The sequence below is a fragment of the Nonomuraea aridisoli genome (genome assembly GCF_003236395.1).
Lineage (GTDB): Bacteria > Actinomycetota > Actinomycetes > Streptosporangiales > Streptosporangiaceae > Nonomuraea > Nonomuraea aridisoli.
Genome location: NZ_POUD01000085.1, coordinates 1 through 20,041, shown reverse-complemented (window position 1 = coordinate 20,041; position 20,041 = coordinate 1). Strand labels below are relative to the sequence as shown.

The 20,041-nt window shown below is 71.0% G+C and carries 19 protein-coding genes and 1 pseudogene; 7 read left to right on the top strand and 13 right to left on the bottom strand.

From position 1 onward, the window contains the following. Positions 1 to 78 precede the first annotated feature (78 nt). On the bottom strand, positions 79 to 4,089 hold the full coding sequence (locus C1J01_RS21150; RefSeq protein WP_111180717.1) for a ThuA domain-containing protein: 4,011 nt from the start codon (positions 4,087 to 4,089) through the stop codon (positions 79 to 81). A gap of 75 nt (positions 4,090 to 4,164) precedes the next feature. Then, complete coding sequence (locus C1J01_RS21145; RefSeq protein ID WP_111180716.1) at positions 4,165 to 5,154, bottom strand: multicopper oxidase domain-containing protein; 990 nt, start codon at positions 5,152 to 5,154, stop codon at positions 4,165 to 4,167. 516 nt (positions 5,155 to 5,670) lie between these two features. Between C1J01_RS21145 and C1J01_RS21140 the strand changes: the two genes are divergently transcribed. The 3 genes from C1J01_RS21140 (at position 5,671) to C1J01_RS21130 (ending at position 6,992) form a co-directional block, all read left to right on the top strand. Then, positions 5,671 to 5,898 carry a hypothetical protein gene (locus tag C1J01_RS21140; protein WP_146615676.1) on the top strand — a complete coding sequence of 76 codons (228 nt, stop codon included), beginning with the start codon at positions 5,671 to 5,673 and terminating at the stop codon, positions 5,896 to 5,898. A gap of 5 nt (positions 5,899 to 5,903) precedes the next feature. Further along, positions 5,904 to 6,245, top strand: a complete 342-nt coding sequence (locus tag C1J01_RS21135) for a hypothetical protein (RefSeq protein ID WP_111180714.1) — start codon at positions 5,904 to 5,906, stop codon at positions 6,243 to 6,245. A 195-nt stretch (positions 6,246 to 6,440) separates the two neighbouring features. Next, a complete protein-coding gene (locus C1J01_RS21130; protein WP_111180713.1) occupies positions 6,441 to 6,992 on the top strand; it encodes a hypothetical protein in 552 nt (183 codons plus the stop codon). Between the two features lie 11 nt (positions 6,993 to 7,003). Here the strand turns inward: C1J01_RS21130 and C1J01_RS21125 are convergent, their stop codons facing one another. Genes C1J01_RS21125 through C1J01_RS21115 form a run of 3 tightly spaced genes read right to left on the bottom strand, consistent with a single transcriptional unit; the run spans position 7,004 to position 9,498 of the window. Then, positions 7,004 to 7,816, bottom strand: coding sequence for a class I SAM-dependent methyltransferase (locus tag C1J01_RS21125; RefSeq protein ID WP_111180712.1), 813 nt, complete (start codon positions 7,814 to 7,816; stop codon positions 7,004 to 7,006). A 10-nt stretch (positions 7,817 to 7,826) separates the two neighbouring features. Next, positions 7,827 to 8,282, bottom strand: coding sequence for a GbsR/MarR family transcriptional regulator (locus C1J01_RS21120; RefSeq protein ID WP_111180711.1), 456 nt, complete (start codon positions 8,280 to 8,282; stop codon positions 7,827 to 7,829). A 34-nt stretch (positions 8,283 to 8,316) separates the two neighbouring features. Beyond that, positions 8,317 to 9,498 (bottom strand): GDSL-type esterase/lipase family protein, encoded by a 1,182-nt coding sequence (locus C1J01_RS21115; protein WP_111180710.1) that lies wholly within the window; start codon positions 9,496 to 9,498, stop codon positions 8,317 to 8,319. 233 nt (positions 9,499 to 9,731) lie between these two features. On the opposite strand from C1J01_RS21115, the gene C1J01_RS21110 reads away from it, so the two are divergent. Then, entirely contained in the window at positions 9,732 to 10,901 is a 1,170-nt protein-coding gene (locus C1J01_RS21110) for an MFS transporter (RefSeq protein ID WP_220040013.1), read from the top strand. Positions 10,902 to 10,920: 19 nt separating this feature from the next. Here C1J01_RS21110 and C1J01_RS21105 read toward each other — a convergent pair whose 3' ends face one another. Then, positions 10,921 to 11,385 (bottom strand): archease, encoded by a 465-nt coding sequence (locus C1J01_RS21105; protein ID WP_111180708.1) that lies wholly within the window; start codon positions 11,383 to 11,385, stop codon positions 10,921 to 10,923. 375 nt (positions 11,386 to 11,760) lie between these two features. Between C1J01_RS21105 and C1J01_RS21100 the strand changes: the two genes are divergently transcribed. Further along, positions 11,761 to 12,237, top strand: coding sequence for a MarR family winged helix-turn-helix transcriptional regulator (locus C1J01_RS21100; protein ID WP_111180707.1), 477 nt, complete (start codon positions 11,761 to 11,763; stop codon positions 12,235 to 12,237). On the opposite strand, the gene C1J01_RS21095 is transcribed toward C1J01_RS21100, so the two are convergent. Then, entirely contained in the window at positions 12,214 to 12,852 is a 639-nt protein-coding gene (locus tag C1J01_RS21095; RefSeq protein ID WP_111180706.1) for a class I SAM-dependent methyltransferase, read from the bottom strand. The genes C1J01_RS21100 and C1J01_RS21095 overlap by 24 nt on opposite strands. 204 nt (positions 12,853 to 13,056) lie before the next feature. Here C1J01_RS21095 and C1J01_RS21090 point away from each other — a divergent pair, with 204 nt between their 5' ends. Next, entirely contained in the window at positions 13,057 to 13,509 is a 453-nt protein-coding gene (locus tag C1J01_RS21090; RefSeq protein ID WP_111180705.1) for a hypothetical protein, read from the top strand. Between the two features lie 13 nt (positions 13,510 to 13,522). Here the strand turns inward: C1J01_RS21090 and C1J01_RS52270 are convergent, their stop codons facing one another. Continuing rightward, positions 13,523 to 13,660: a hypothetical protein gene (locus C1J01_RS52270; RefSeq protein ID WP_235854571.1), complete on the bottom strand. Its 138-nt coding sequence runs from the start codon at positions 13,658 to 13,660 to the stop codon at positions 13,523 to 13,525. A 534-nt stretch (positions 13,661 to 14,194) separates the two neighbouring features. On the opposite strand from C1J01_RS52270, the gene C1J01_RS21080 reads away from it, so the two are divergent. Then, on the top strand, positions 14,195 to 14,401 hold the full coding sequence (locus C1J01_RS21080) for a cold-shock protein (protein ID WP_111180731.1): 207 nt from the start codon (positions 14,195 to 14,197) through the stop codon (positions 14,399 to 14,401). A 109-nt stretch (positions 14,402 to 14,510) separates the two neighbouring features. On the opposite strand, the gene C1J01_RS53145 is transcribed toward C1J01_RS21080, so the two are convergent. The 5 genes and pseudogenes from C1J01_RS53145 to C1J01_RS49965 form a co-directional block, all read right to left on the bottom strand. Then, positions 14,511 to 15,188 carry a FadR/GntR family transcriptional regulator gene (locus C1J01_RS53145; protein WP_111180703.1) on the bottom strand — a complete coding sequence of 226 codons (678 nt, stop codon included), beginning with the start codon at positions 15,186 to 15,188 and terminating at the stop codon, positions 14,511 to 14,513. Between the two features lie 60 nt (positions 15,189 to 15,248). Further along, positions 15,249 to 16,745, bottom strand: coding sequence for a malate dehydrogenase (quinone) (gene mqo / locus C1J01_RS21070; protein ID WP_181448884.1), 1,497 nt, complete (start codon positions 16,743 to 16,745; stop codon positions 15,249 to 15,251). 97 nt (positions 16,746 to 16,842) lie between these two features. Continuing rightward, a complete protein-coding gene (locus tag C1J01_RS21065) occupies positions 16,843 to 18,057 on the bottom strand; it encodes a glycerate kinase (protein ID WP_111180702.1) in 1,215 nt (404 codons plus the stop codon). A 30-nt stretch (positions 18,058 to 18,087) separates the two neighbouring features. Continuing rightward, the gene (locus C1J01_RS21060; protein WP_220040012.1) at positions 18,088 to 19,599 is read right to left on the bottom strand and encodes an SLC13 family permease; all 1,512 of its coding nucleotides are present in this window, start codon (positions 19,597 to 19,599) and stop codon (positions 18,088 to 18,090) included. Positions 19,600 to 19,841: 242 nt separating this feature from the next. After that, positions 19,842 to 20,041: pseudogene (locus tag C1J01_RS49965) on the bottom strand (hypothetical protein); the annotation flags it as partial.

Below are 20,041 nucleotides of genomic sequence, written 5' to 3'. Positions count from 1 at the left end.
AGGGCACGCTCCGGCTGGGGTGGGACGCCGGGCCCGGGGCGGAACGCCCCCGGCCCGGCGCCCGGCCGGTGGACCGGCCTAGAGCTCGCGCACCCGGATGTTGCGGAATTCGATCAGGTCGTTGTTGCCGTGGTTCTGCAACCCGACGAACCCGCTGATGAACTGGCGCAGGTCCGTGGGCGGGTCGCCGGCGCGGGACGACTGCTTACCCGGCGTGTTGTCGAACTCGTTGATCACCTTGCCGTTGCGGATGATCGTGTAGTGCTGGCCGACCACCCGGATCTCGTAGTCGTTCCACTGGCCCTTCGGGGTGACCCCCGCCTTGTCCAGGCCGTTGGTGGAGAAGTTGTAGACGGAGCCGGTCTTCTGCGGCTCGCCCGTGTCGCCGTCGTAGATCTGGATCTCGTGACCGCAGTAGATCGCGACCCAGGCGGGCGACGTGCGGGCCGAGCCCACCGTTCCGCAGCTTCCCGAAGGACGCTGGTCGAGCGGCGTCCTCAGGTCGGGGAAGCGGACGAAGACGCCGGTGTTGGCGCGGCCCGTGCCCGGCGCGATGTCACGGAACTGCAGCCTCAGCGAGAAGTCGGCGTACGCCTTCTCCGAGTACCACAACATGCCCAGACCGCCCGAGGAGCGGATCGAGCCGTCCGGCTGCAGGGTGAACTGCCCGGACGGGGCCTGGGTCCAGCCCTGCAGCGACCGGGCCGTCCCGTCGAAGATCGTCTCGTACCCGTTGGTCTTGCCGATCTGCGACTCGGCGGCGGCCTTCTTCAGCGTGGACGCCTCACGGTTGTCGATGACGCCGTCCTTGCGGGCGTTGTTCACGACGTCGTTCAGGTGGCTCACGAACTCGCCGTGGTTCTTCCACTGGCGCTCGTCGTCGATCAGGTCGTTGAGCGTGCAGGCGCCCGCGGCCACCCGGTTGGGCACGCCGGTGTCGGTGTCGAGCAGCCGGACCGTCGGCCGGGCGTCGGGCGCGGTGCAGTCGACCTTGACGTCGATGGTGCCGGTGGCCGACTCGCCGTCGGCGTAGGTGACCTTCAGCGTCGCCTTGTAGGTGCCGAAGTCCTTGTAGGTGTGCGTCGGGTCGGCGTCCTTCGACGGCTTGCTGCCGTCGCCGAAGTTCCACTCCCACGACACGCCGCCGGCCTTCGTGCTGGAGAACGCCACCGTCCTGGGGTCGCTCTGCCGCACCGGGCGCGCCACCGCGTCACTCGGGTCCGGCGTCGCCGGACCGCCCTTGTACGTGATGCGGATCAGCTTCTGGTTGGGGTGCAGGCTGAAGAAGCCGCCCGCGTAGTCGAGCATGTAGAGAGCCCCGTCCGGGCCGAACTTGGCGTCCATCCACGACTGGAGCTGGGTGGCGCCGCCGCCGGTCTGGATGATGTGGCGCAGGTCCTCGCCGAAGACGGGCGCGCCCGCCTCGGGCACCTTCTTCGGGTCGACGGTCACGGCGACGCGGTTGTTGGCGTTGGACTGGTCACCGATGAACCACTTGCCGTCCCAGTACGCCGGCCACGCCACACCGCTGTCGGTGTCGACCTCGGAGCGGTGGTACGTCGGCCCGGACATGACCGCCTGGCCGCCGCCCTTGAGGTAGGGGATGGTGAAGGTCTCGTCGCCCAGCTTGTACGTGGGCAGGCCGCTGTCGTCGTCCCGCTTCGGGTAGACGGGGCCGCCGCCCTGCGGCGAGTACCAGATCATGTTCGAGCGCGCCGGCGGGATGTCCACCAGGCCGGTGTTGCGCGGCGAGGTGTTCTTCAGGTTGTCGCAGTCGTACCACTCGGCGGGCTGGGTGGCGTCGGTGTTGCTGCGGTCGCGGTAGGGCTGCTTGTTGCCCATGCAGTACGGCCAGCCCTGGTTGCCGGCGGAGGTGAGGATCGTCGCGGTCTCGTACTTGGCCGGGCCCCACGTCTCGCTCGGGGCGCCGGCGTCCGGGCCGACCCAGCCGGCGGTGATCCAGTTGTTGACGTTGTCCCAGGCGAGGCGGGCGATGTTGCGCACGCCCATCACCCAGATCTCCGGGCGGGTCTTGCCGCCGCCCTCCTCCTCGCCGGTGAACAGGTTCCCCTTGGGAATCGTGTACGTGCCGTCGGGCTCCGGGTGGATCCGCAGGATCTTGCCGTTGAGGTCGTTGGTGTTGCCCGAGGTGCGCCGGGCGTCCTGGAACGACACGCCCTTGTAATCCGCGGTCCAGTTGTTGCCGGAGTAACCGCCGGAGCCGCCGGAGGAGTTGCTGTCACCGGTGCCGATGTAGAGGTTGCCGTCCTCGTCGAACGCCATGCCGCCGCCCGCGTGGCAGCAGCTGTGGATCTGGGTGTCCCACTGCAGCAGGTCCTTGCGGGTGCTCTGGTCGATCGTCTGCTTCGCGGCGTCGTAGGTGAACCGGGAGACCGTGCGCTTGCCGATCCGCCGGTCCCGGTCGATCGACTCGTGCGGCATCCAGTAGACGTAGACCCAGCCGTTCTCGGCGAACTTCGGGTCGAGCGTGATGCCGATCAGGCCCTCCTCGTTCTTGACCAGCTCGTCGCCGCTGCCGCGGTTGCCCATGACGGGCAGCGTGGTCAGCAGCTTGACCTGCTTGGTCTTCGGGTCCCACTGGTGGATGGTGCCGCAGCCGAGGCCGACCTTGGGGTCGTTCCAGTCGGCGATCGGGCCGGTGGCGCAGGCCGCCTTGCCGATGTAGAGGACCTTGCCGTCCGGCGCGATGGTCAGGCCGTGCGGCTCGCCGATCTGGTCCAGCTGACCCTGCTGGTTCTGCGCGGTCAGCCGCTCGGTGGTGTAGTTCGCGGCGATGGTCGCCTGGCAGTCGCCGCGGACGAGCCCGGCCGCCCACTTGATGGCGCCGCCGAGGTGGCTGCGGAACTGCTCGTCTCCGGTGTAGCTCGCCCGCGTGCCGCCCATGCCGGTGTAGAACGACCGGCCGCCGTCGTAGTCGCGGCACCAGGAGATCGGGTGGAAGACGCCGTTGCCGTTCAGGCCCGCGTCGTAGGTGTGCTCGCCGACCTGCGCCACCGTGTGGACCTTGCCCAGCGGGTTCGGGCTCCAGTTCATCCACGTGTCGGTGCGCTTCACCGTGAACGGCAGCCCCTTGTTCGCCGGGTGCTGCCGGTCGATGAGCTCGACGACGGCCTCCTGCGGCTTGCTCTCCGGGGGCTCACCGGCGCTGGGGCCGAACAGCCGGATCTCGGCGAGCTGGGTCAGGGGCTCGCCGCTGTTCGCGGTGATGTTGAGTCGGTAGTGCTGGTACGCCGTGGTGTTCTCGAACGTGTATTCCTTGGTCTGGAACCGCTGCGGGAAGCTCTCACCGGTCCGCCGGTCGAGGTCGGTCCAGTTCGTGCCGTTCTGCGAGCCCTGCAGCGTCCAGTCCTTCGGGTCGCGGCCGGGGAAGTCGTTGGCCGAGGTCAGCGCGTAGTGGGCCACCGCGACCGGCTCCTCGAGCCGGAACTGCACCCACCCGGTCGGCGTCCGGGCCAGCCACTTGCTGTCGTTGTTGCCGTCGAACAGCTTGTCCTTGGTCTCGTTCGGCGGGTTCTCACCGCTGGCCGAGCTCTCCACCACCTTCTCCGGCGGGGGCAGGCTGCCGGCGGGGCGGCTGCCGATCAGCTCGGTGAACCAGGAGGAGTCCGCCTGGGCGCGCGCGGCGTCGTGCACGCCGACGAATCCGCCGCCGTTCCTGATGTAGGCCTGGAACGCGGCCAGCTGGGCGTCGTTCAGCGGTGCGCCCTCGGCGGACAGGAACACCACGCCGCGGTAGCGCGCCAGGTTGTCGCCGGTGAAGACGGCCGGGTCCTGCGAGACGTCGACGGAGAAGCCGTTCTTCTGGCCCAGCTCCTTGATCGCCGCCGTGGCCTGCTCGACCGGGTCGTCCTGCTCGTCGGCCGGGCCGTGGAAGACGAGCACGCTGACGGAGTCCTTCCCGGGCGGCTTCGGCGGCGCGACCCGGGCCTGTGCCAGTTCCTGTGCCTGTGCCTGGGCCGGTACGGCCGCCGGGGTGGCCAGCCCCAGCAGCAGCACGGCGCTCGACATCGTGATCAGCGCGCGGCGCCAGGCGGGTGTTCGGGGCGGTAAGAGGCCTCTTCGGGCCATCGTTCGCTCCTTCGCGTTGAGGGTGATTCGTGACCTGCTGGGAAGGGCTGAGGGGTTGTCGCAGGTGGAGGTCTGTCAGTGGCCGCTGTGGTCCGTATGGCCGGAGTGGCCGCCGCCCGAGTGGTCGGGGACGTCGCCGTTCTCGTCGGTCACCATGAAGATCCCGGCCATGCCCATGTCGGAGTGGCTCTGGACGTGGCAGTGGTACATCCAGGCCCCCGGGCCGACGCGCTCGCCGGCGATCACCTGGAAGCCGAACGACTCGGCCGGTCCGGTGATCTTGGTGTCGATGATCCGGCTCGGGTCGTTGGGGTGCTCCAGCAGGCCGGTGCGGTTGTCGGCCCAGCGGTGCCCGTGGATGTGGAACGTGTGGTAGAACTCGCCGTGCGTGATCACGATCCACTCGACCCGCTCGCCGACCTTCGCCACGAACTCGGGCGCCTCGTGGCCGGGGCGGTTGTTGATCATCATGTCGTTGAAGACGACGGTGAACGTCTTGTCCGGCAGGGTGTCGCCCTTGCGGCGGACGATGAGCGGCCCGTAGAGCCCCTGCCGGATGCCGCCGGTGCCGTGGTCGGTGCCCACGACGTGGTCGTGGTAGTGCCAGTAGCCCGCGCTGCCGGGCTCGATGCTCCCGCCGGGGCGCCGGCCCGGCGCGTGCGTGCGCCAGACGTACGTACGCCGCCCGCCGGGCTCCACCAGGCTGTTGGTCAGCCGGGTGCCGTCGCTGGCCTGGTCGTAGTCCACCCCGTGGACATGCAGGCTGGCCGGCACGCTGAGGTTGTTCACCATCTCGATCTCGAGCGTCTCGCCCTCGACCATCTCGATCAGAGGCCCCGGGATGGTGGCCTTGCCGGGCTCCAGGCCGTAGCCCAGCTGGCCGTCCGGCAGTTGCTCGGCGTAGAGGGTCATCCGGCGGACGACGGGGTCCTTGCCGCCTTTGCCGGGCTTGTCGGCGGGCTTGTCGACCGCCGCCGCGCTCTGACTCGATGCCACTAACGGTGCGAACGCGGCGAACGCCGCGGATGCGGTGAAGGCACGCCGGGAGAACAGGCTTTTCGCCATGCCTCTGCCTACCTCGGTCATGGTTCCCCAATCGGTGACGGCGCCTCACTCGCGTGAGGGCGAGGTGCAACTGCTCGGATGCCGGCGAAAGGGCCGGTGCGGACGCCTGGGCGTCGCATCGTGATCACTGATGCTGAGGGGGTGCGGTGAGGGTGGTTTTCGATGGAAGTACGCGCCTTTTTTGGCGCAATGTCAAGAAGTTACGTTGAAATCCCCCGTACTTCCGCTTATATCTGGCTAAAGGGGTCACGGTGCGCCGGGCGCCCGCTGAGTCGTGCCCGCAGGGCCGTCCGCGGCCGTGCCGGCGGCGGCCGATACGGCGGACGCGGGCGATCTTCTGCTTGACCGTCGTTAAAAGTCCCTCTTAACTGGCATACGGTATGCACCTCGCCCTCCGGGAGCCCCCATGGACCACTCACCCCGTACGTCCGCCCGTGTGAGAGGCGGGCCGCGCCGCTGATCTTCATGGCCTCCGGGTGACCGCGGATCCTGCTCAACAACTGCGCCACGGTGGTGATGGAGAGGCTCGGGCCCGCGGCCGAGGGGCCCGCGGGAGACCTGCTCAAGGAGGCGGCCGCGCTCAACTCCGACACCGTCACCGCGCAGCGGATCGAGCAGAACCGCAGCGCCCTGCGGGAGACCGTCGAGGTCTTCGGCAAGATCGAGGAAGAGGCGCGCAAATGGGTGGAGCTCGGCCGCCATCGTCGCCGGCGTCCACCTCGCCGGTCTTCGCGACCGCCCTGACCAGCGTGCTCCTCGATGTGTTCGCCGGGGACGCGGACGACCCGCCGTCGTTCCTCCCGCAGTGGCTCGCGATCGCCCTGGCCGGCGTCTCGGGGCTCTGCCTGCTCGTGAACGGCGTGCGCCGGCTCCTCATGCGCCGCCGCCGCAGCGTGCTCGACGACGTCATCAGGCACAGCACGTCGAGAGAGGCGCTCAAGGGATGGTTCTCCGTGCCGCTCGACGAGGGCCGGTGGTGGCACGTCTGGCGCTCCAGCCGGCGCGCCGCCATCCAATGGCTGCACGGGCGGGTGGCCGCCGCGCGGACGAGGCAACTGCCGGCCGCCGAGGCGTTCGAGGTGTCATGGTGACCGGGTTCCGCTTCACCTGCTCGTACACCACGGCCAAAGACCCCGGTGGCACGTCTCCGTGCGGCCGCCCGGCCACCCTGCGCGAGCACGGCGACTCCAGGTGCCTGGGGCACCGGGTCCTCGCCTGGCACCTGTCGATGCACGGCCGGGGCAGCCCGGCGTCGCGTCAGATCCGTCTACGGGTTCTTCTACACCGTGCTGTCCACCGCCTGCCTCAGCGCGGGCGTCCGGGCCGTGGCGGGCGTCCCCGCGGCGGGCGACCGCCCGTACGCGGTCGTCGAGGCAGCCGTCTTCCTGCTGCTCGCCGTCTTCTTCGCCGGCCTCGCGCTCGGCTTCACGCTGGAACATCCGCTCGCCGGGAGGCTGTGGCTGGCCGCGGCGCCGATCACGTCCGCGACCGTGGCGGCCTACGGCGGCCTGCTGCTGTCCGGGGCGCATCCGGCGTCCGGGTCGAGACTGGCGGACGTCGTGCAGGCGTTCGTGCAGTTCGCGACGGCGCCGGGGGTGTCCGCCGGATGGGCGGTCTTCCTGCTCCGCCACACGGGCCGGCATCGCTCCGCCCTCGGCCTGATCATCGTCTGCGAGCTGATGTTCGTCGCGGTGGTCGGTGCCGGAATCGTTCTCGCGGTGGTCTCGCGCGGGCAGCAGAGCGGTGTCCTGATCATGCTGCTGGTGCTGATCGGCCTGGCCGTGCTGGTCCGCGGGGCCAACCGGCTGAAGTCGCTGGCGAGGATCTTCCGCGTCTGACCGCCCGAGGGTCAGAAGCGGTAGCGGAGGACGCGGGCTCCCTGCCGTGACAGGCGCGTGCTGAGCGCGGTGAGGCGGGTCAGGGCGCGGAGGGGTTGCGGGAAGCGGGCCACCTCCGGTGCGCGGGCGAGGATCTGCTCGCCGGCCAGGCGCAGGCCGGCGCCCCAGGACTCGGGCTCGTACGGGCTGTCGAAGCCTCGGGCGGCCTGGACGCCCAGGGCCTTGATCGAAGGGTGGTACTTCATGGCCCAGGCCGCGAAACGGGTGTAGCCGTTCAGCGCCAGCTCGCCGGTGGGGAGACGGGCGGTCAGGGCGCGGGTCAGCTCCTGGAAGGAGTCGCCGGGCATGAAGGGCAGCAGCCCTTCGGCGATGACCACGGCCGGTCGGTCGCCGGGGATCTCCGCGAGCCAGGCCGGTTCGGCGAGATCGGCGGCGACCAGGTGGGAGCGGTGGGGCAGCAGCTCGGTCCGCAGCCGCAGCACCTCGGGGACGTCGATGTCGTACCAGTCGACCTCCGGGGGAGGGTCGCAGCGGAACACCCTGGTGTCCAGGCCGCACCCGAGGTCGAGCACGACGCAACCGGGGTGGGCGGCGACGAACGCCCGCACGACGTCGTCGAGTTTCCTGGCGCGCAGCGCGGTGGTGACGACGAGGCTCGGCCCGGCCTTGAGCGAGCGGAAGTCGTAGTCGAGTCCGGTGACGAGTTCGGCGGACAGGGCGTCGCCGAGGAGCGGGTCCGGCCGGGCGGCGTCCAGGGCTCGGGCGTAGAGCGTGAGGAGCAGGGTCTCCTGGATGAGGCCGAGCTCGGGTTTCGTACGGGACATGGGGTCGTCCTCAGCGTCGCAGGGGGTGGCGGGCCGCGAGGTCCCGCAGCCAGGCGAGGGAGTCGTGGGCGGCCCTGACGCGTTCGGCGCGGTGGTCGTCGCCGCCGGCCAGCGCGATGCCCTCGTCGGCGATCTCGCCGAACGCGCTCAGGCCGTCGAGCTTGCGCTGGATGACCTTCTGCCAGGCGTCGTCCTCGATGCGGTAGTAGGCGCTGCGCTCGCCTGACCTTCTGACCTTGCGCACGAGCCCGATGGCGGTGAGGAAGCGCATGTTGGAGGTGAGCGACGCACGGCTGGCCTGGATGGCCTCGGCGATCTGGCCGGCGGACTGCTCGGCAGGGTCGCAGATCATGAGCCAGCCGAGGATGCGTCCGGTGATGGGCGGCAGACCCCACTCCTCGGCGCAGAAGTCGGTCACCCGCTCCACCCACCGGAGCAGCCGCGCCCGCTCCGCGTCACCGGACATCGTCGCCTCTTTCAGCGGTGCCTGATCTGACTAGTCATTTCAAATGACTGGCCGGCGTCAATGGGCCGCCGGGGCCGAAGGCGAGGCGCGCGAAGTTCTCGCCGATGCGGCGGTGGCCAGCCGGGTCGGGGTGGATCTCGTCGGGCAGCGGCAGCTCGGCGTAGTCCTTCTCGCCGTACAGGTCGCGGCCGTCGAGGTAGTGCAGGTTCGGGTCGTCGGCCGTCCGCTGCGCGACGACCTTGGCGAGCACGTCGCGGATGACGTTGAGCGTCAGGCGGCCGGCGGCGCGCTCGGCCGGGTCGCCCGTGGCCCTGAACCGCAGGGTCGCGCCGTCGAAGTCGGGCACGAGAGGGCCGGGGGTGTCCTCCTGCACCGGGCAGAGGATGGGGGAGACGACCAGCAGCGGCGTGGCCGGGTGTCCCTCGCGGATCGTGTCGAGGAAGCCGTGGACCGCGGGCGTGAAGGCGCGCAGGCGCATCACGTCGGCGTTGACGACGTTGATGCCGATCTTGACGCTGATCAGGTCCGCGGGGGTGTCGCGCATCGCTCGGGCGGTGAACGGGTCGAGCAGCGCGCTGCCGCCGAACCCCAGGTTCACCAGCTCCACCTCGCCCCGCGCCGCGGCCAGGGCCGGCCAGGCGGCGGTCGGGTGGGCGGCGTTCGAGCCGTGGCTGATGGAGCTGCCGTGGTGCAGCCACACCCGGCGCCCGCCGGCCGGCGCGGGCTCGACCGGGGCGTCGGTACGCAGGGCGATCAGCTCGGTCACCTCGTTGTGCGGGAGCCAGATCTTGACGTCCTTGTCGCCCTCGGGCAGGTCGGCGAACCGGGCGGTGCCGGGAGGCCCTTCGCGCAGGTCGACGGAGCCGGTGGCCAGGTCGGTCGTGCGGACCCTGCCGCCCGGCACCGTGGCCTGGCCGGTCAGCCGGCCGTCGACCAGCAGGTCGTACACGCCGTCCGCCGGAGTCGGGAGCCCCAGGTAGGCCCTCTTGGTGGGCAGCGTGTCCAGCTCGATGACCGTCGCCCGGGTGCGGAAGACCAGCCGGACGCCGGACGGCTGCGCCTCGGCCGCGGCCAGCTGCTCGTCGGGGATCTGCCGCCGTGCCCGGGCGGGCAGCCGGTGCGGCAGCAGGCCGTGCGCCGTGCGTTCGACGTCGATGGCGCCGCGCAGCAGGTCGGCGGTGACGGGTGTGGTGATCGGTTGCCGGTGCGACGCCATGATGTGCCCTCTCGGTTGCTTAAAGATGTTCCGAATATACCTAATGCCTTTAAGCAACCGGTGTGGCTGAGAGGTCCTCCTGCTGATCGAGGGCGTCAGCGACCGCGCCTCCTGGTGCTCTGCCGACGCGAAAACGCGTTGCCGCGGATCCCCCCGAAACGTATGGTTTTACGCTCGTGGTCACAGTGGTGGAGAGGGTCCTGCCTGCCCGGCTGGGGACAGGATTCCGATGGTTGCTGGCGTCGAGCTGGCTGACGAATCTCGGGGACGGGATCGCGGCCGCCGCGGGCCCGCTGCTGATCGCGACGCTGACGCGCGATCCGCTGATGATCTCGCTGTCGGCCCTGGTGAGCTGGGCGCCGCCGCTGCTGTTCGGCCTGTACGCGGGCGTGCTGGCGGATCGGCACGACCGGCGCAGGATCGTGCTCGTCGCGAACGCGGTGCGGGCTCTGGTGCTGGCGGCGCTCGTCGTGCTGATGGTGACCGGCACGGTGACCGTGGTGACGGCGCTGGTGGCGCTCACGCTCCGGTCCATCGCCGAGGTGTTCGCCGACAACACGACGGCCACGCTGACGCCCATGATGGTCGGCAAGGACGATCTCGTCATCGCCAACGCCCGCCTGGGCACGGGATTCATCACGCTCAACCAGCTCGCCGGGCCGCCGATCGGCGCCGCGCTGTTCGGCCTGGGCTTCACCTGGCCGTTCGCGGGCCAGCTGCTCCTGGTGCTGGCGGGCATCGTCCTGGTCTCCCGGATCACCTTGCCGCCGCACGGCCGCCAGACCGCCGACGCCAAGCCCGACACCGTACGCGAACTCGTCGCCGGGTTCAGCTGGACCATCCGGCACGCGGCGGTCCGCACCCTGGCGCTCACGATCCTGATCTTCAACTTCACGTTCGGCGCGGCCTGGTCGGTTCTCGTCCTCTACACCCAGGAGCAGCTCGGCCTCGGCGCCATGGGCTTCGGCCTGATGACCACCATCAGCGGGATCGGCGGCCTGATCGGCACCGGCCTGTACGGAGCCATCACCCGCAGGGTGAGCCTCGGCGCCCTGATGCGGATCGGACTCATCATCGAGACGTTCACCCACCTGGGCCTCGCCCTGACCCGTTCGCCGTGGGTCGCCGGGGGCATCTTCCTGGTCTTCGGCGCGCACGCGTTCATCTGGGGCACGACCTCGGTCACCGTTCGCCAGCGCGCCGTCCCGCGCGAACTCCAGGGCCGGGTGGGCAGCGTCAACACCATCTGCGTCTACGCCGGTCTGGTGGTCGGCTCGCTGATCGGCGGTGTCCTCGCCACCCGCTTCGGCGTCGCCGCGCCCTTCTGGTTCGCCTTCGCCGGCTCCGCGGTGTTCGTGGTGCTGCTGTGGCGGCAGCTCATGCACATCGCCCACGACGACTGAGACGTTCCGTGAGCGGCTGCTAGAGCGCCAGATGCAGGCGGGCGCGCCACACGCCGTCCTCGCAGCCGAACCGCACGCCGTGCACCGCGAGCGCCGCCGGCGCCGTGGCCACGCGCTCGACGGCCTCGACCGGCACGGTGGCAAGCCGCACTTCGACCTGGCCCCTCGTCGCGCCGGTTCGCTCGTCCACCGACACGTCCACCGTCACCCGGCCGTTCGCCTCGATCTGACGGATCACTTCATCCAGTACGGCCGTCAGCAGCGCCTCGTCCGTCTCCTCCGCCAGGGCGAACATCACACAGGCGTCGGGCACCGCGTCGCCCGCGCGGGCGCAGCTCTCCACGAGCGCCTGCACCACCTCGGCCAGGCACTCCTCCCTGCCGTCCGCCCACGCCTCCACCACGACGTCGGCCACCCGCGACACCGCACGATGCCCCCGCCCCATGCGCTGAGCCGTACCCGCCCCCGACAGCGTCACCCTCATGACCCGGATGCCGCGGTCGCCGACGGGATCGGCGTGGGCCGCACGGGCCTGTGCATCTCGCCCGGCAACCCGTACAACGACATCGCCGAGGAGCTGTACACCGCCCTCATGGCGACGCCGGCGCCGCTGTACACGTCCCGCATGGCGGCGCCTGCGGGCGGCGTGGGCCACCGCGCTTCTCCTCAACGGAGCCGGCGGCACATCGAACACCGGACAGCCGAGGTCGTCGCCGTCAGCGCCATGGCGCCGGCCGACCCCGGTGCGTCCGGGGGCTCCGCTCAACACAACCGACCGGGCCACCTTTTACGGTGGCTGGGTGGCAGGCTACACCGGCCACCCCGCGTCGCAGACACCCGTCACCTGAGGAGTTCCCCGATGACCGACGCCTCCGACCAGCGGCTGCCCAGCGCCGCCCAGGCCGGCCCGCTGAGCTACGCGATCTTCAGCCTCGCCCGGGCGCACCGCGGCTATGCCGCCGGCCTGCTGCGGGAGCTGGGGCTGCATCCTGGGCAGGAGCTCCTGCTGATGCAGCTCATGGACCGCGACGGGCAGACGCAGTCGGAGCTGCTGGAGAGCGTCGGCCTGGACCACTCGACGGTCTCGAAGTCACTGCGCCGCATGCAGGAGGCCGGTCTGGTCGTCCGCGAGCAGGCCCCGCACGACCGGCGCGCCACCCTGGTCCGCCTCACCGAGAAAGGCCGCGCGATGCGCGAACCGATCGAACGCATGTGGGCCGTCCTGGAGGAGACCACGCACCGCGACCTCGACGCCGCGCAGGTGCGCGCCTTCATCGCGGCGGCCCAGACGATCGAACGCTCGATCAGGGCGTCATGGCCGGTCGTAGACCAGTGAATACCGCCAGAACAGGCGGCGGCGGATCCTCGCACCGGGCAGTGCGGCGGCCGCCTGCGCGCGGATCTCGGCCACGGTCTCGCGCGGGGGCGCGGTCGGCGCGGTCATCTGGACCGGCAGTGACCGCGCGCGGGCCGGGTGCTTGACGAGGCCCATCAGCGGGTTGGCGGCGACCGCGGCCGTGGAGACGAGGAAGTCGCCCGGGCTCGCCTCCCGGTAGCAGCCGATGACGACCAGGCGGCCGCCAGGGGAGAGGCTTTCGTGCAGCTCGCGCAGCGTCTCCGCCAGCGGAAGATGGTGCAGGACCGCCACGAGCGTGATCGCGTCCCAGCGGCGGTCGCGGTCGCGCTGCTCGAACCCCGCCTGCTCGATCACCACCCCTTCGTCGCCCGCGAACCGGGCCGCCGCGACGCGGGCCGTGGCCGGGTCCGGTTCGAGACCGGTGACCGACACCGCGCGCGATCGGAGCAGGTCGATCAGGTTGCCCGTGCCGCATCCGACGTCGAGGACGTGCCGGGCGCCGGCGACCTGCCGGGCCACCCAGCGTCCGTAGAAGTCGTTGTGGCTCCATGGGTGCCGCGCGTTGAAACGCTCGAGACGGGAGAGGAGAGCCATCCCGACACGGTAGCGCCGGCCGGGCGGGCGAACATGCGGCGAACCCCGCCGACCTCCTGCGGCGACGGGCCTTGTGTGTCGTTGTGCACGCCGGCGCTGATCTGTGCGTTTGTACGCAGAACGGGAGATCGCGGCTGCCTAGATTGAGGGTCGTCCGGAGCGATCGCTCCGGAGGTTCTTCCTCACAACTAGGGATGGGTTGTCATGTCGAAGCTTCGTGGCCTGCTCGCCGGTACGGTCCTGGCGGGCGCCGTGGTGGCCGGTGTCGCGGCGGCTCCCGCGCAGGCGGCCACCACCAGTGCGAGCACGGCGTCGTCGTTCAGCAAGCACTGGTTCGAGGGGTACTCCGGCTACGGCAGGGGTGAGTCGAGCGGCCACCGTTCCTACTACAAGGGCTTCTACTACTACGCCAACGGCCGTTACTACTTCGACGTGGACGTGTGGGACCGTGACCGCGACCGTGAGAAGACGTACGTGGACTTCTGGTACCACGACGGGCGTGGCTGGCACCAGGGCCACCGGCTGGTCACCGGCGAGCACGGCAAGTTCCGCTTCAGCTACAGCGCCCGCGGCGGGTTCGACGGTTACAAGTTCCGCATCGGCGAGGGCCAGGTCGGGCGCTACGACTGGAGCTCCTACGCCAACCGCTCCTGGTGAACCCGGCGAGCGGTCACAACTTGGTGAGCTTCGCGTACGGCGGGACAATGCGGTATGTCTCGGCGCCGAAATCCACGAGAACAGTGGAATTCTGCTCCACGTGGATGACCCGGCCGAGGCCGTATTTGTCGTGGCTGACCAAGTCCTGCACCGCGAATTGCTCGAGAGGCGGCGGAGGGATTTCAGGAGTGTTGAAGGGGCTTCCGGGCAGTCGGCGCCGGGTACCGGCTCGTGTAGGCCTCATTTGTACGAGTATGCGCCTCTCCGTCCAATAAATCGACCTCCAGTGTGAGGCGCCGACGGATTTCCCGCCTCCGCGGCCTGGGCCGCGGACCGGCGGAACGGGCTCCGTGAACGCCTTCTGGCCAGCGCCGACGCCTGATCTGGCGGGGCTGCGGAGCCCTCGTGGAACGGGTCGCCGGTGCGCTCCCACGGTCCCACACCAGGCCCGTCGCGCGGGTAAAAATTCTCGCGGACGCCGCCGGGCGCGCTTCGCCGAAAGGGTGTGCTAGGCTGTGAAGCGTTGCAGTTGTGGTACCCATTAAAACTTTTTGCGCGCCTGCAGATTGTTTGATCTCCAGGCGCGTTTTTGTTGGCCGGTCATTTCCGGATGGGCTCATTGCGGCGACCGGGATTCCGCGAGGTGCGGATCCTGCTAGGTCTGCGCTATCTGAAGGAGATCGACATGGCTACTGGCACCGTGAAGTGGTTCAACTCTGAAAAGGGCTTCGGCTTCATCGCGCAGGACGGCGGCGGCGCCGACGTCTTCGCGCACTACTCCAACATCGTCGCCAACGGCGGCTACCGCGAGCTGACCGAGGGGCAGAGCGTGTCCTTCGACGTCGTCCAGGGCCAGAAGGGCCCGCAGGCGGAGAACATCGTCCCCGCCTGAATCCGGCGTGCGGCATGAGCCGGGCCCGTACCCCCAGGGGTACGGGCCCGGTTCTCGTTGTACGCCCCTCCCAGCCGCACCAGGGGCTGTTGTCGGGTTGGGCCCGGGGTCAGCCGGTCAGGCGGGTGCGGGAGGCGTCGAGGTGGGTACGCATGGCCGCGGCGGCGCTCAGGGCGTCCCCGGCGAAGATCGCGTCACGGATTCTGCGGTGCTCGTCGAGGACTTTGTCCAGGTGACCCGGGTCCGGTCCGGTGGCGTACGGGCGGGTGATCGCGCCGACGCCGAGCGTGTCGAGCAGGTCCAGGTAGAAGCGGTTGGCGGCGGCGACCGCGATGGCGCGGTGGAAGGCGAAGTCGGCCTCGACCGCGTCGCTGGCACTGCCCCGCACCGTCGCCATCCGCCGCAGCGCCGCGTCGACGGCGGCCAGGGTGGCGGGCGTGCGGCGGCCGGCGGCCAGCGCCGCGGCCTCCACCTCGATTCCGCGGCGTAGTTCGAGCAGCTGCAGCCGGTCGTTGAGGCTGCGGACGGTGCCGAGGGAGTGGGTGAAGTCCTGCGCCGCCGGCCTCGTCAGGACGAACGACCCGCGCCCTCGCCGCGTGTCGACCAGGCCGGCCGCGCGCAACCGCGACATGGCCTCGCGTACGACGGTGCGGCTGACCTCGAACCGGGCGGCGAGCTCTCCCTCGGACGGGAGCAACTCGCCGGGCTGCCAGGCGCCGTGCCCGATGCCACGCCGCAACTCGTCCTCCACCCGATCGGCCAGACTCCCGCCGCGCTCATCACCCATGCTCAGCCACCCATACCGTTCGCGATGTTCGTCCACCCATGCTGGTCGCCTCGTTCGGATTCATGGGGAGGTGGCTTCGTCCAGGGCCAGTGCGGTGGCGGTGCGTCGGGTGAGTTCGGCCAGCAGATCCGGGCGTTCGGACAGGGGCTCGCCGTAGCCGGGGACCAGGGTCTGGAGGGCGGGGCGCCAGGACGGCAGGCGGTCGGGGAAGCCGCGTTCGAGCACGTTCAGCATGATCGCCACCGAGGCGGAGGCGCCTGGTGAGGCGCCGAGCAGGGCGGCCAGGCCGCCGTGGGCGGACGTCACGACCTCGGTGCCGAACCCGGCGATCGCCCCCCGGCCGTTCACCCGCTTGACCACCTGCACCCGCTGGCCGGCGGTGATGACGTCCCAGTCGTCCGGCCGCGCGTCAGGGACGAACCGGCGCAGCGCCCGGAACCGGCCGCCGCGGGTCTGCGCCAGCTGACCGACGAGGTAGTGCAGCATGTCGGCGTTGGTGCGGGCCGCGCCGAGCAACGTCCCGGCGTTCCGGGCGGTCACCGACCGCGGCAGGTCGGTGAGGCGCCCGCGCTTGAGGAACCGCGGCGAGAACGCGGCGAACGGCCCGAACATGAGATGTTCACGGCCGTCCACGACCCGGGTGTCGAGGTGCGGCACCGACAACGACGGCGCGCCGGGCTCCGCGTGGCTGTAGACCTTCGCGTGGTGGCGGGCGACCAGGTCGGGGTCGGCCGTGCGGAGGAACCGTCCGCTGATCGGGAAGCCGCCGTAGTCCCGGATCTCCGGTACGCCGGCGCTCTGGAGCAGCGGAAGCGTGCCTCCGCCCGCCCCGAGGAACACGAACGAACCACGTACGACGTGGTCACGGGCCCCGGCCAGGTCGCGCACCCGCAGCAGCCACGACTTCCCGTCGCGCCGGAGCGTGCGCACGTCGTGACCCGTCCGCACCTCGACGCCGTCGCGCGCCAGAGCGGCGAACAACCGCCGGGTGAGCACCCCGTAGTCGACGTCCGTGCCGCCGCGGGTGCGGCAGACGGCGACCGGCTCGCCGCCGCGACAGCCGCCGAACATCAGCGGCAGCCACCGCGCCATGACGTCCCGGTCGCGGGTGAACTCCATCCCGCCGAACAGCGGATGCTCCCGCAGCGCCTCGTAGCGCAGGCGCAGGTGTTCCACCCCGGCCGCGCCGTGGGCGAAGCCGAAGTGGGGCACCGAACGGATGAACCCCGCCGGGTCGCCGAGCGTGCCCTCCTCGACCAGCCGAGCCCACAACTGCCGCGACAGCTGGAACTGCTCGTTGACCGCGATGGCGCTGCCGACGTCGATCGAGCCGTCGCCGGTGAGCGGCGTGTAGTTGAACTCGCAGAGCCCGGCGTGGCCGGTGCCGGCGTTGTTCCAGGCCGACGAACTCTCCAGGCCGAGGCCGTCGAGCCGTTCGAGCACGAGGATCGACCAGTCCGGCTGCGCGCGGCGCAGCAGCACGCCGAGGGTGGCGCTCATGATGCCGCCGCCCACCAGCACCACGTCGTAGCCGGCCGTCGATCCTCGCACCGTCACCTGATGGCTCCTCGCAACCTATATGACAGGATGCCGACCTGTATAACAGGTTGCCTTGTGTGCACGCGAAACGATCAAGAGCCTTCCGGGCCCCGGATCAGAGGTCGAGCGCCACGCGCCGGCCCGGCAGGTGCGCCAGGCGCCCCCGGGCGGCCGAGGTCAGCGACGTGCCGAGGAGCAGCACCCGCAGGGCGCGTTCGGCGCCGTCGCTGAGGAACTCCGCGCCACGCGACATCGCCTCGGCCAGCGCCACCGGCGCGGGCAGGATGCTGGTGAAGGCGTCGATGCCGCAGTCGTAGGCCAGATGGGCGTTCGCGCCGATGGTGCCGGCCAGCGCGAGCACCGGCTTGTCGTAGCGCTTGGCCCGCCGCGCCACCTCGGCGGGGATCTTGCCGCGCGAGGTCTGGAAGTCGATCGCCCCTTCGGCGGTGAACACCAGGTCGCAACGGGCCAGCAGCCGGTCGAGGTCGACGTAGTCGAGCAGCACGTCGAAGCGGGGGAGCAGCCGCGCCCCGAGCGCCGCGAGGCCCGCTCCGAGGCCGCCCGACGCGCCCGTGCCGGGGCCGGTGCGGATGTCGACGTCCTTCACGCCCATGTCACGTTCCAGGACGTCGGCCCACCGCGACAACGCCTGGTCGAGCAGCTCGACCTGCTCGGGCGTGGCGCCCTTCTGCGGCCCGAACACCCGGGCCACCCCGCTCGGGCCGCACAACACGTTGAAGGGGTTGCAGGCGACGAGGATCTCGGTCTCGGTCAGCCGGGGGTCGAGCCCGGTCGGGTCGATGCGGTGCAGCCGGGCCAGCGCGGCGCCACCGGGCGGGAGCTCGTCGCCGCCGGCGTCGAGCAGCCGGGCCCCGAGCGCCTGCAGGGCGCCCGCGCCGCCGTCGGAGGTGCCGGAGTCGCCGCAGCCCACCAGGATCCGGTGGGCGCCCGCGTCGAGCGCCGCCGTGATGAGCTCGCCCACGCCGTACGTGGTCGTACGGCCCGGGTCGCGTTCGCCGCCCGGCACCAGGCGTAAGCCGGCGGTGGCCGCCATCTCGACCACGGCCGTGCGCGGCCCGGAGCCGCCCGCGATGGCGAAGTGGGACCGGACCGGCTTGCCCGTGGGCCCGGTGGTGACGCGCGGGACGAGACGGCCGCCGGTGGTCCGGGCGAGGGACTCGGCCGTGCCCTCCCCGCCGTCGATCAGCGGGACCGTGTCGATCGCCGCGTCGGGGACGACACGGCGTACTCCGCCGGCGATGGCCTCCGCGACCTCCTCGGCCGAGAGTGACTCCTTGAAACCGCTCGGGGCGACGACGATGCGCAGCATGAGTTCTCCTTTGAACCGCACTCGAGGGATTCAGTGGACCGGCAGGCCGAGGTACGGCCACACCATGAGAGCGAAGAGCAGGACGAGCCCGGCCGACAGCGGAGCCAGCACGGCCGCCACGCGCAGCAGGTCGCGCGGGGTGTAGGTGGTGACGCCGTCGACCTGGTGGAAGAGCGCCACCGGCTTGGCCGACGACGGGAGCGTCTGGCAGAAGCCGGCGGCCGCGGTGGAGGCGAACGCGGCGGCGGCCGGGGAGACGCCCGTGCCCGACGCGGCGGCGATGACCAGCGGCACGAGCACGCTGGAGCGGGCCGAGCGAGACTGCAGCACCAGATGGGCGGCGGTGCTCAGGGCGATGACGACGCCCAGGAACAGCCAGGGCGGCACCGCGGGGCCCAGCCCCGGCCCGAACAGGCGCTCGGTGATCCACGCCGCCGCGCCGGACGTGGTCAGCGCCACGCCCATCGCCATCGTGGCGGCCATGAAGAGCAACATCGGCCACGGGACGGTGGCGAAGGAGTCTTTCAGCCGGATGGTGCCGAGCCCGGGGGAAGCGGTGACGAGGGCGCCGACACAGGCGACCACCGCGGGGGAGACGCCGTGCAGCGGCTCGCTGCACCACAGGACGACGATCACGGCGAGCAGCGTGGCCGAGCGGGTCTGGGCCTCGCTCAGCCGCCCGGTGACCGACGTCTTGGTGGCCTCGCCGATCGACTCGGCGGTGATGCGCACCGGCTCCCTGCGGTCGGCGCGGCGGGTGGTGAGCATCAGCACCAGCTCGGCCGCGAGGTGGGAGGAGACGATCGCCAGCGGCACGCCCAGCACCAGCCACCGCACGAAGTCGATCTGGTGGCCCGTGGTCTGGGCCAGCATCTCGGCCGTGATCAGGTGGGCGCCCGCCCCGATCAGCGTGGCGACGGCGGACAGCAGGATCACCGTGGGAAAGATCAGGGCCATCGCGAGGATGACCCGGCGGCGATCCCCCAGCGCCCGCGCGAGCGCGAGGAAGATCGGCAACGCCAGCGCCGCCCGCCCCGAGGTCGCCGGGATCGCGAACGCGGTCATCACCAGCGCGGCCGTCGTCAGATGGGCGAGCTGCCGGACCGTCCGGGCGCCGGAGACGAGGAACGCGCCGGCCCGGGTGGCGAGCCCCGATCTGGAGACCCCCGCCGCGATCACGAACGAGAAGATGAGCAGCCAGATCGTCGGATCGCCGAGGCTGCCGAAGAGCACCTCGACCTCCAGGACCCCGGTGACGACCAGCACGAGGCCCGCGCCCAGCGCGATGAACGTGTCGTCGACCGAGGTGAACATCCACAGCAGCGTGGCCACGACGAAGACCGCCAGGGTGATGCGCCCGCCCATCGCGAGGTCGGTGGCGCCGAACCCGATGGCGGCGCAGGCCGCGACGGTGGCGGCGCCGAGCAGGACGCGCCGCCGGGTGCGTCTGGCCGCCGAGCGGTCCTTTCCGCCCGGACCACCGGGCGTGGACGACCGCTCGTCGGGCGAGGTGGAACTTGCCGCAGTTTTCGCCTCTGCCACGGAACCCCTATCGACTCGCACGGTTGGGCTGACCGTGTCCAGGGTGGGGACGGGTGGTTAGGCGAAAATGAACTCTCTATGAGAGAACTTTCATCTTCGGAACCGCATGGGCGGCCGGCCGCACCCTCGTACGGAAAAGGATGTGAAATGCGGGCCGCCCCATATTCGCGAACGGCGTGACGCCGTCGCGATGGCGGATTTCCCCCTTTTTGTCCGAGACGTCGCAAAAGCCCCGGACCGCCTCAGTCGTCGTCGAGCTCCGAGCCGCGCTCGTCGTCTGTGTCCGTGTCCGTGTCCGTGTCCGTGTCGGTGTCCGGGTCGAGGTCGTCGTCGTCCTCGTCCCGCGGGGAAGCGGAGGGCGTGGCCACGCGGGCCGGCGCGGGCGTGCCCGAAGGGCCGGCGCTGGGCGTGGCGGACGGCGTCGGGGTCACCGGGGGCCGGG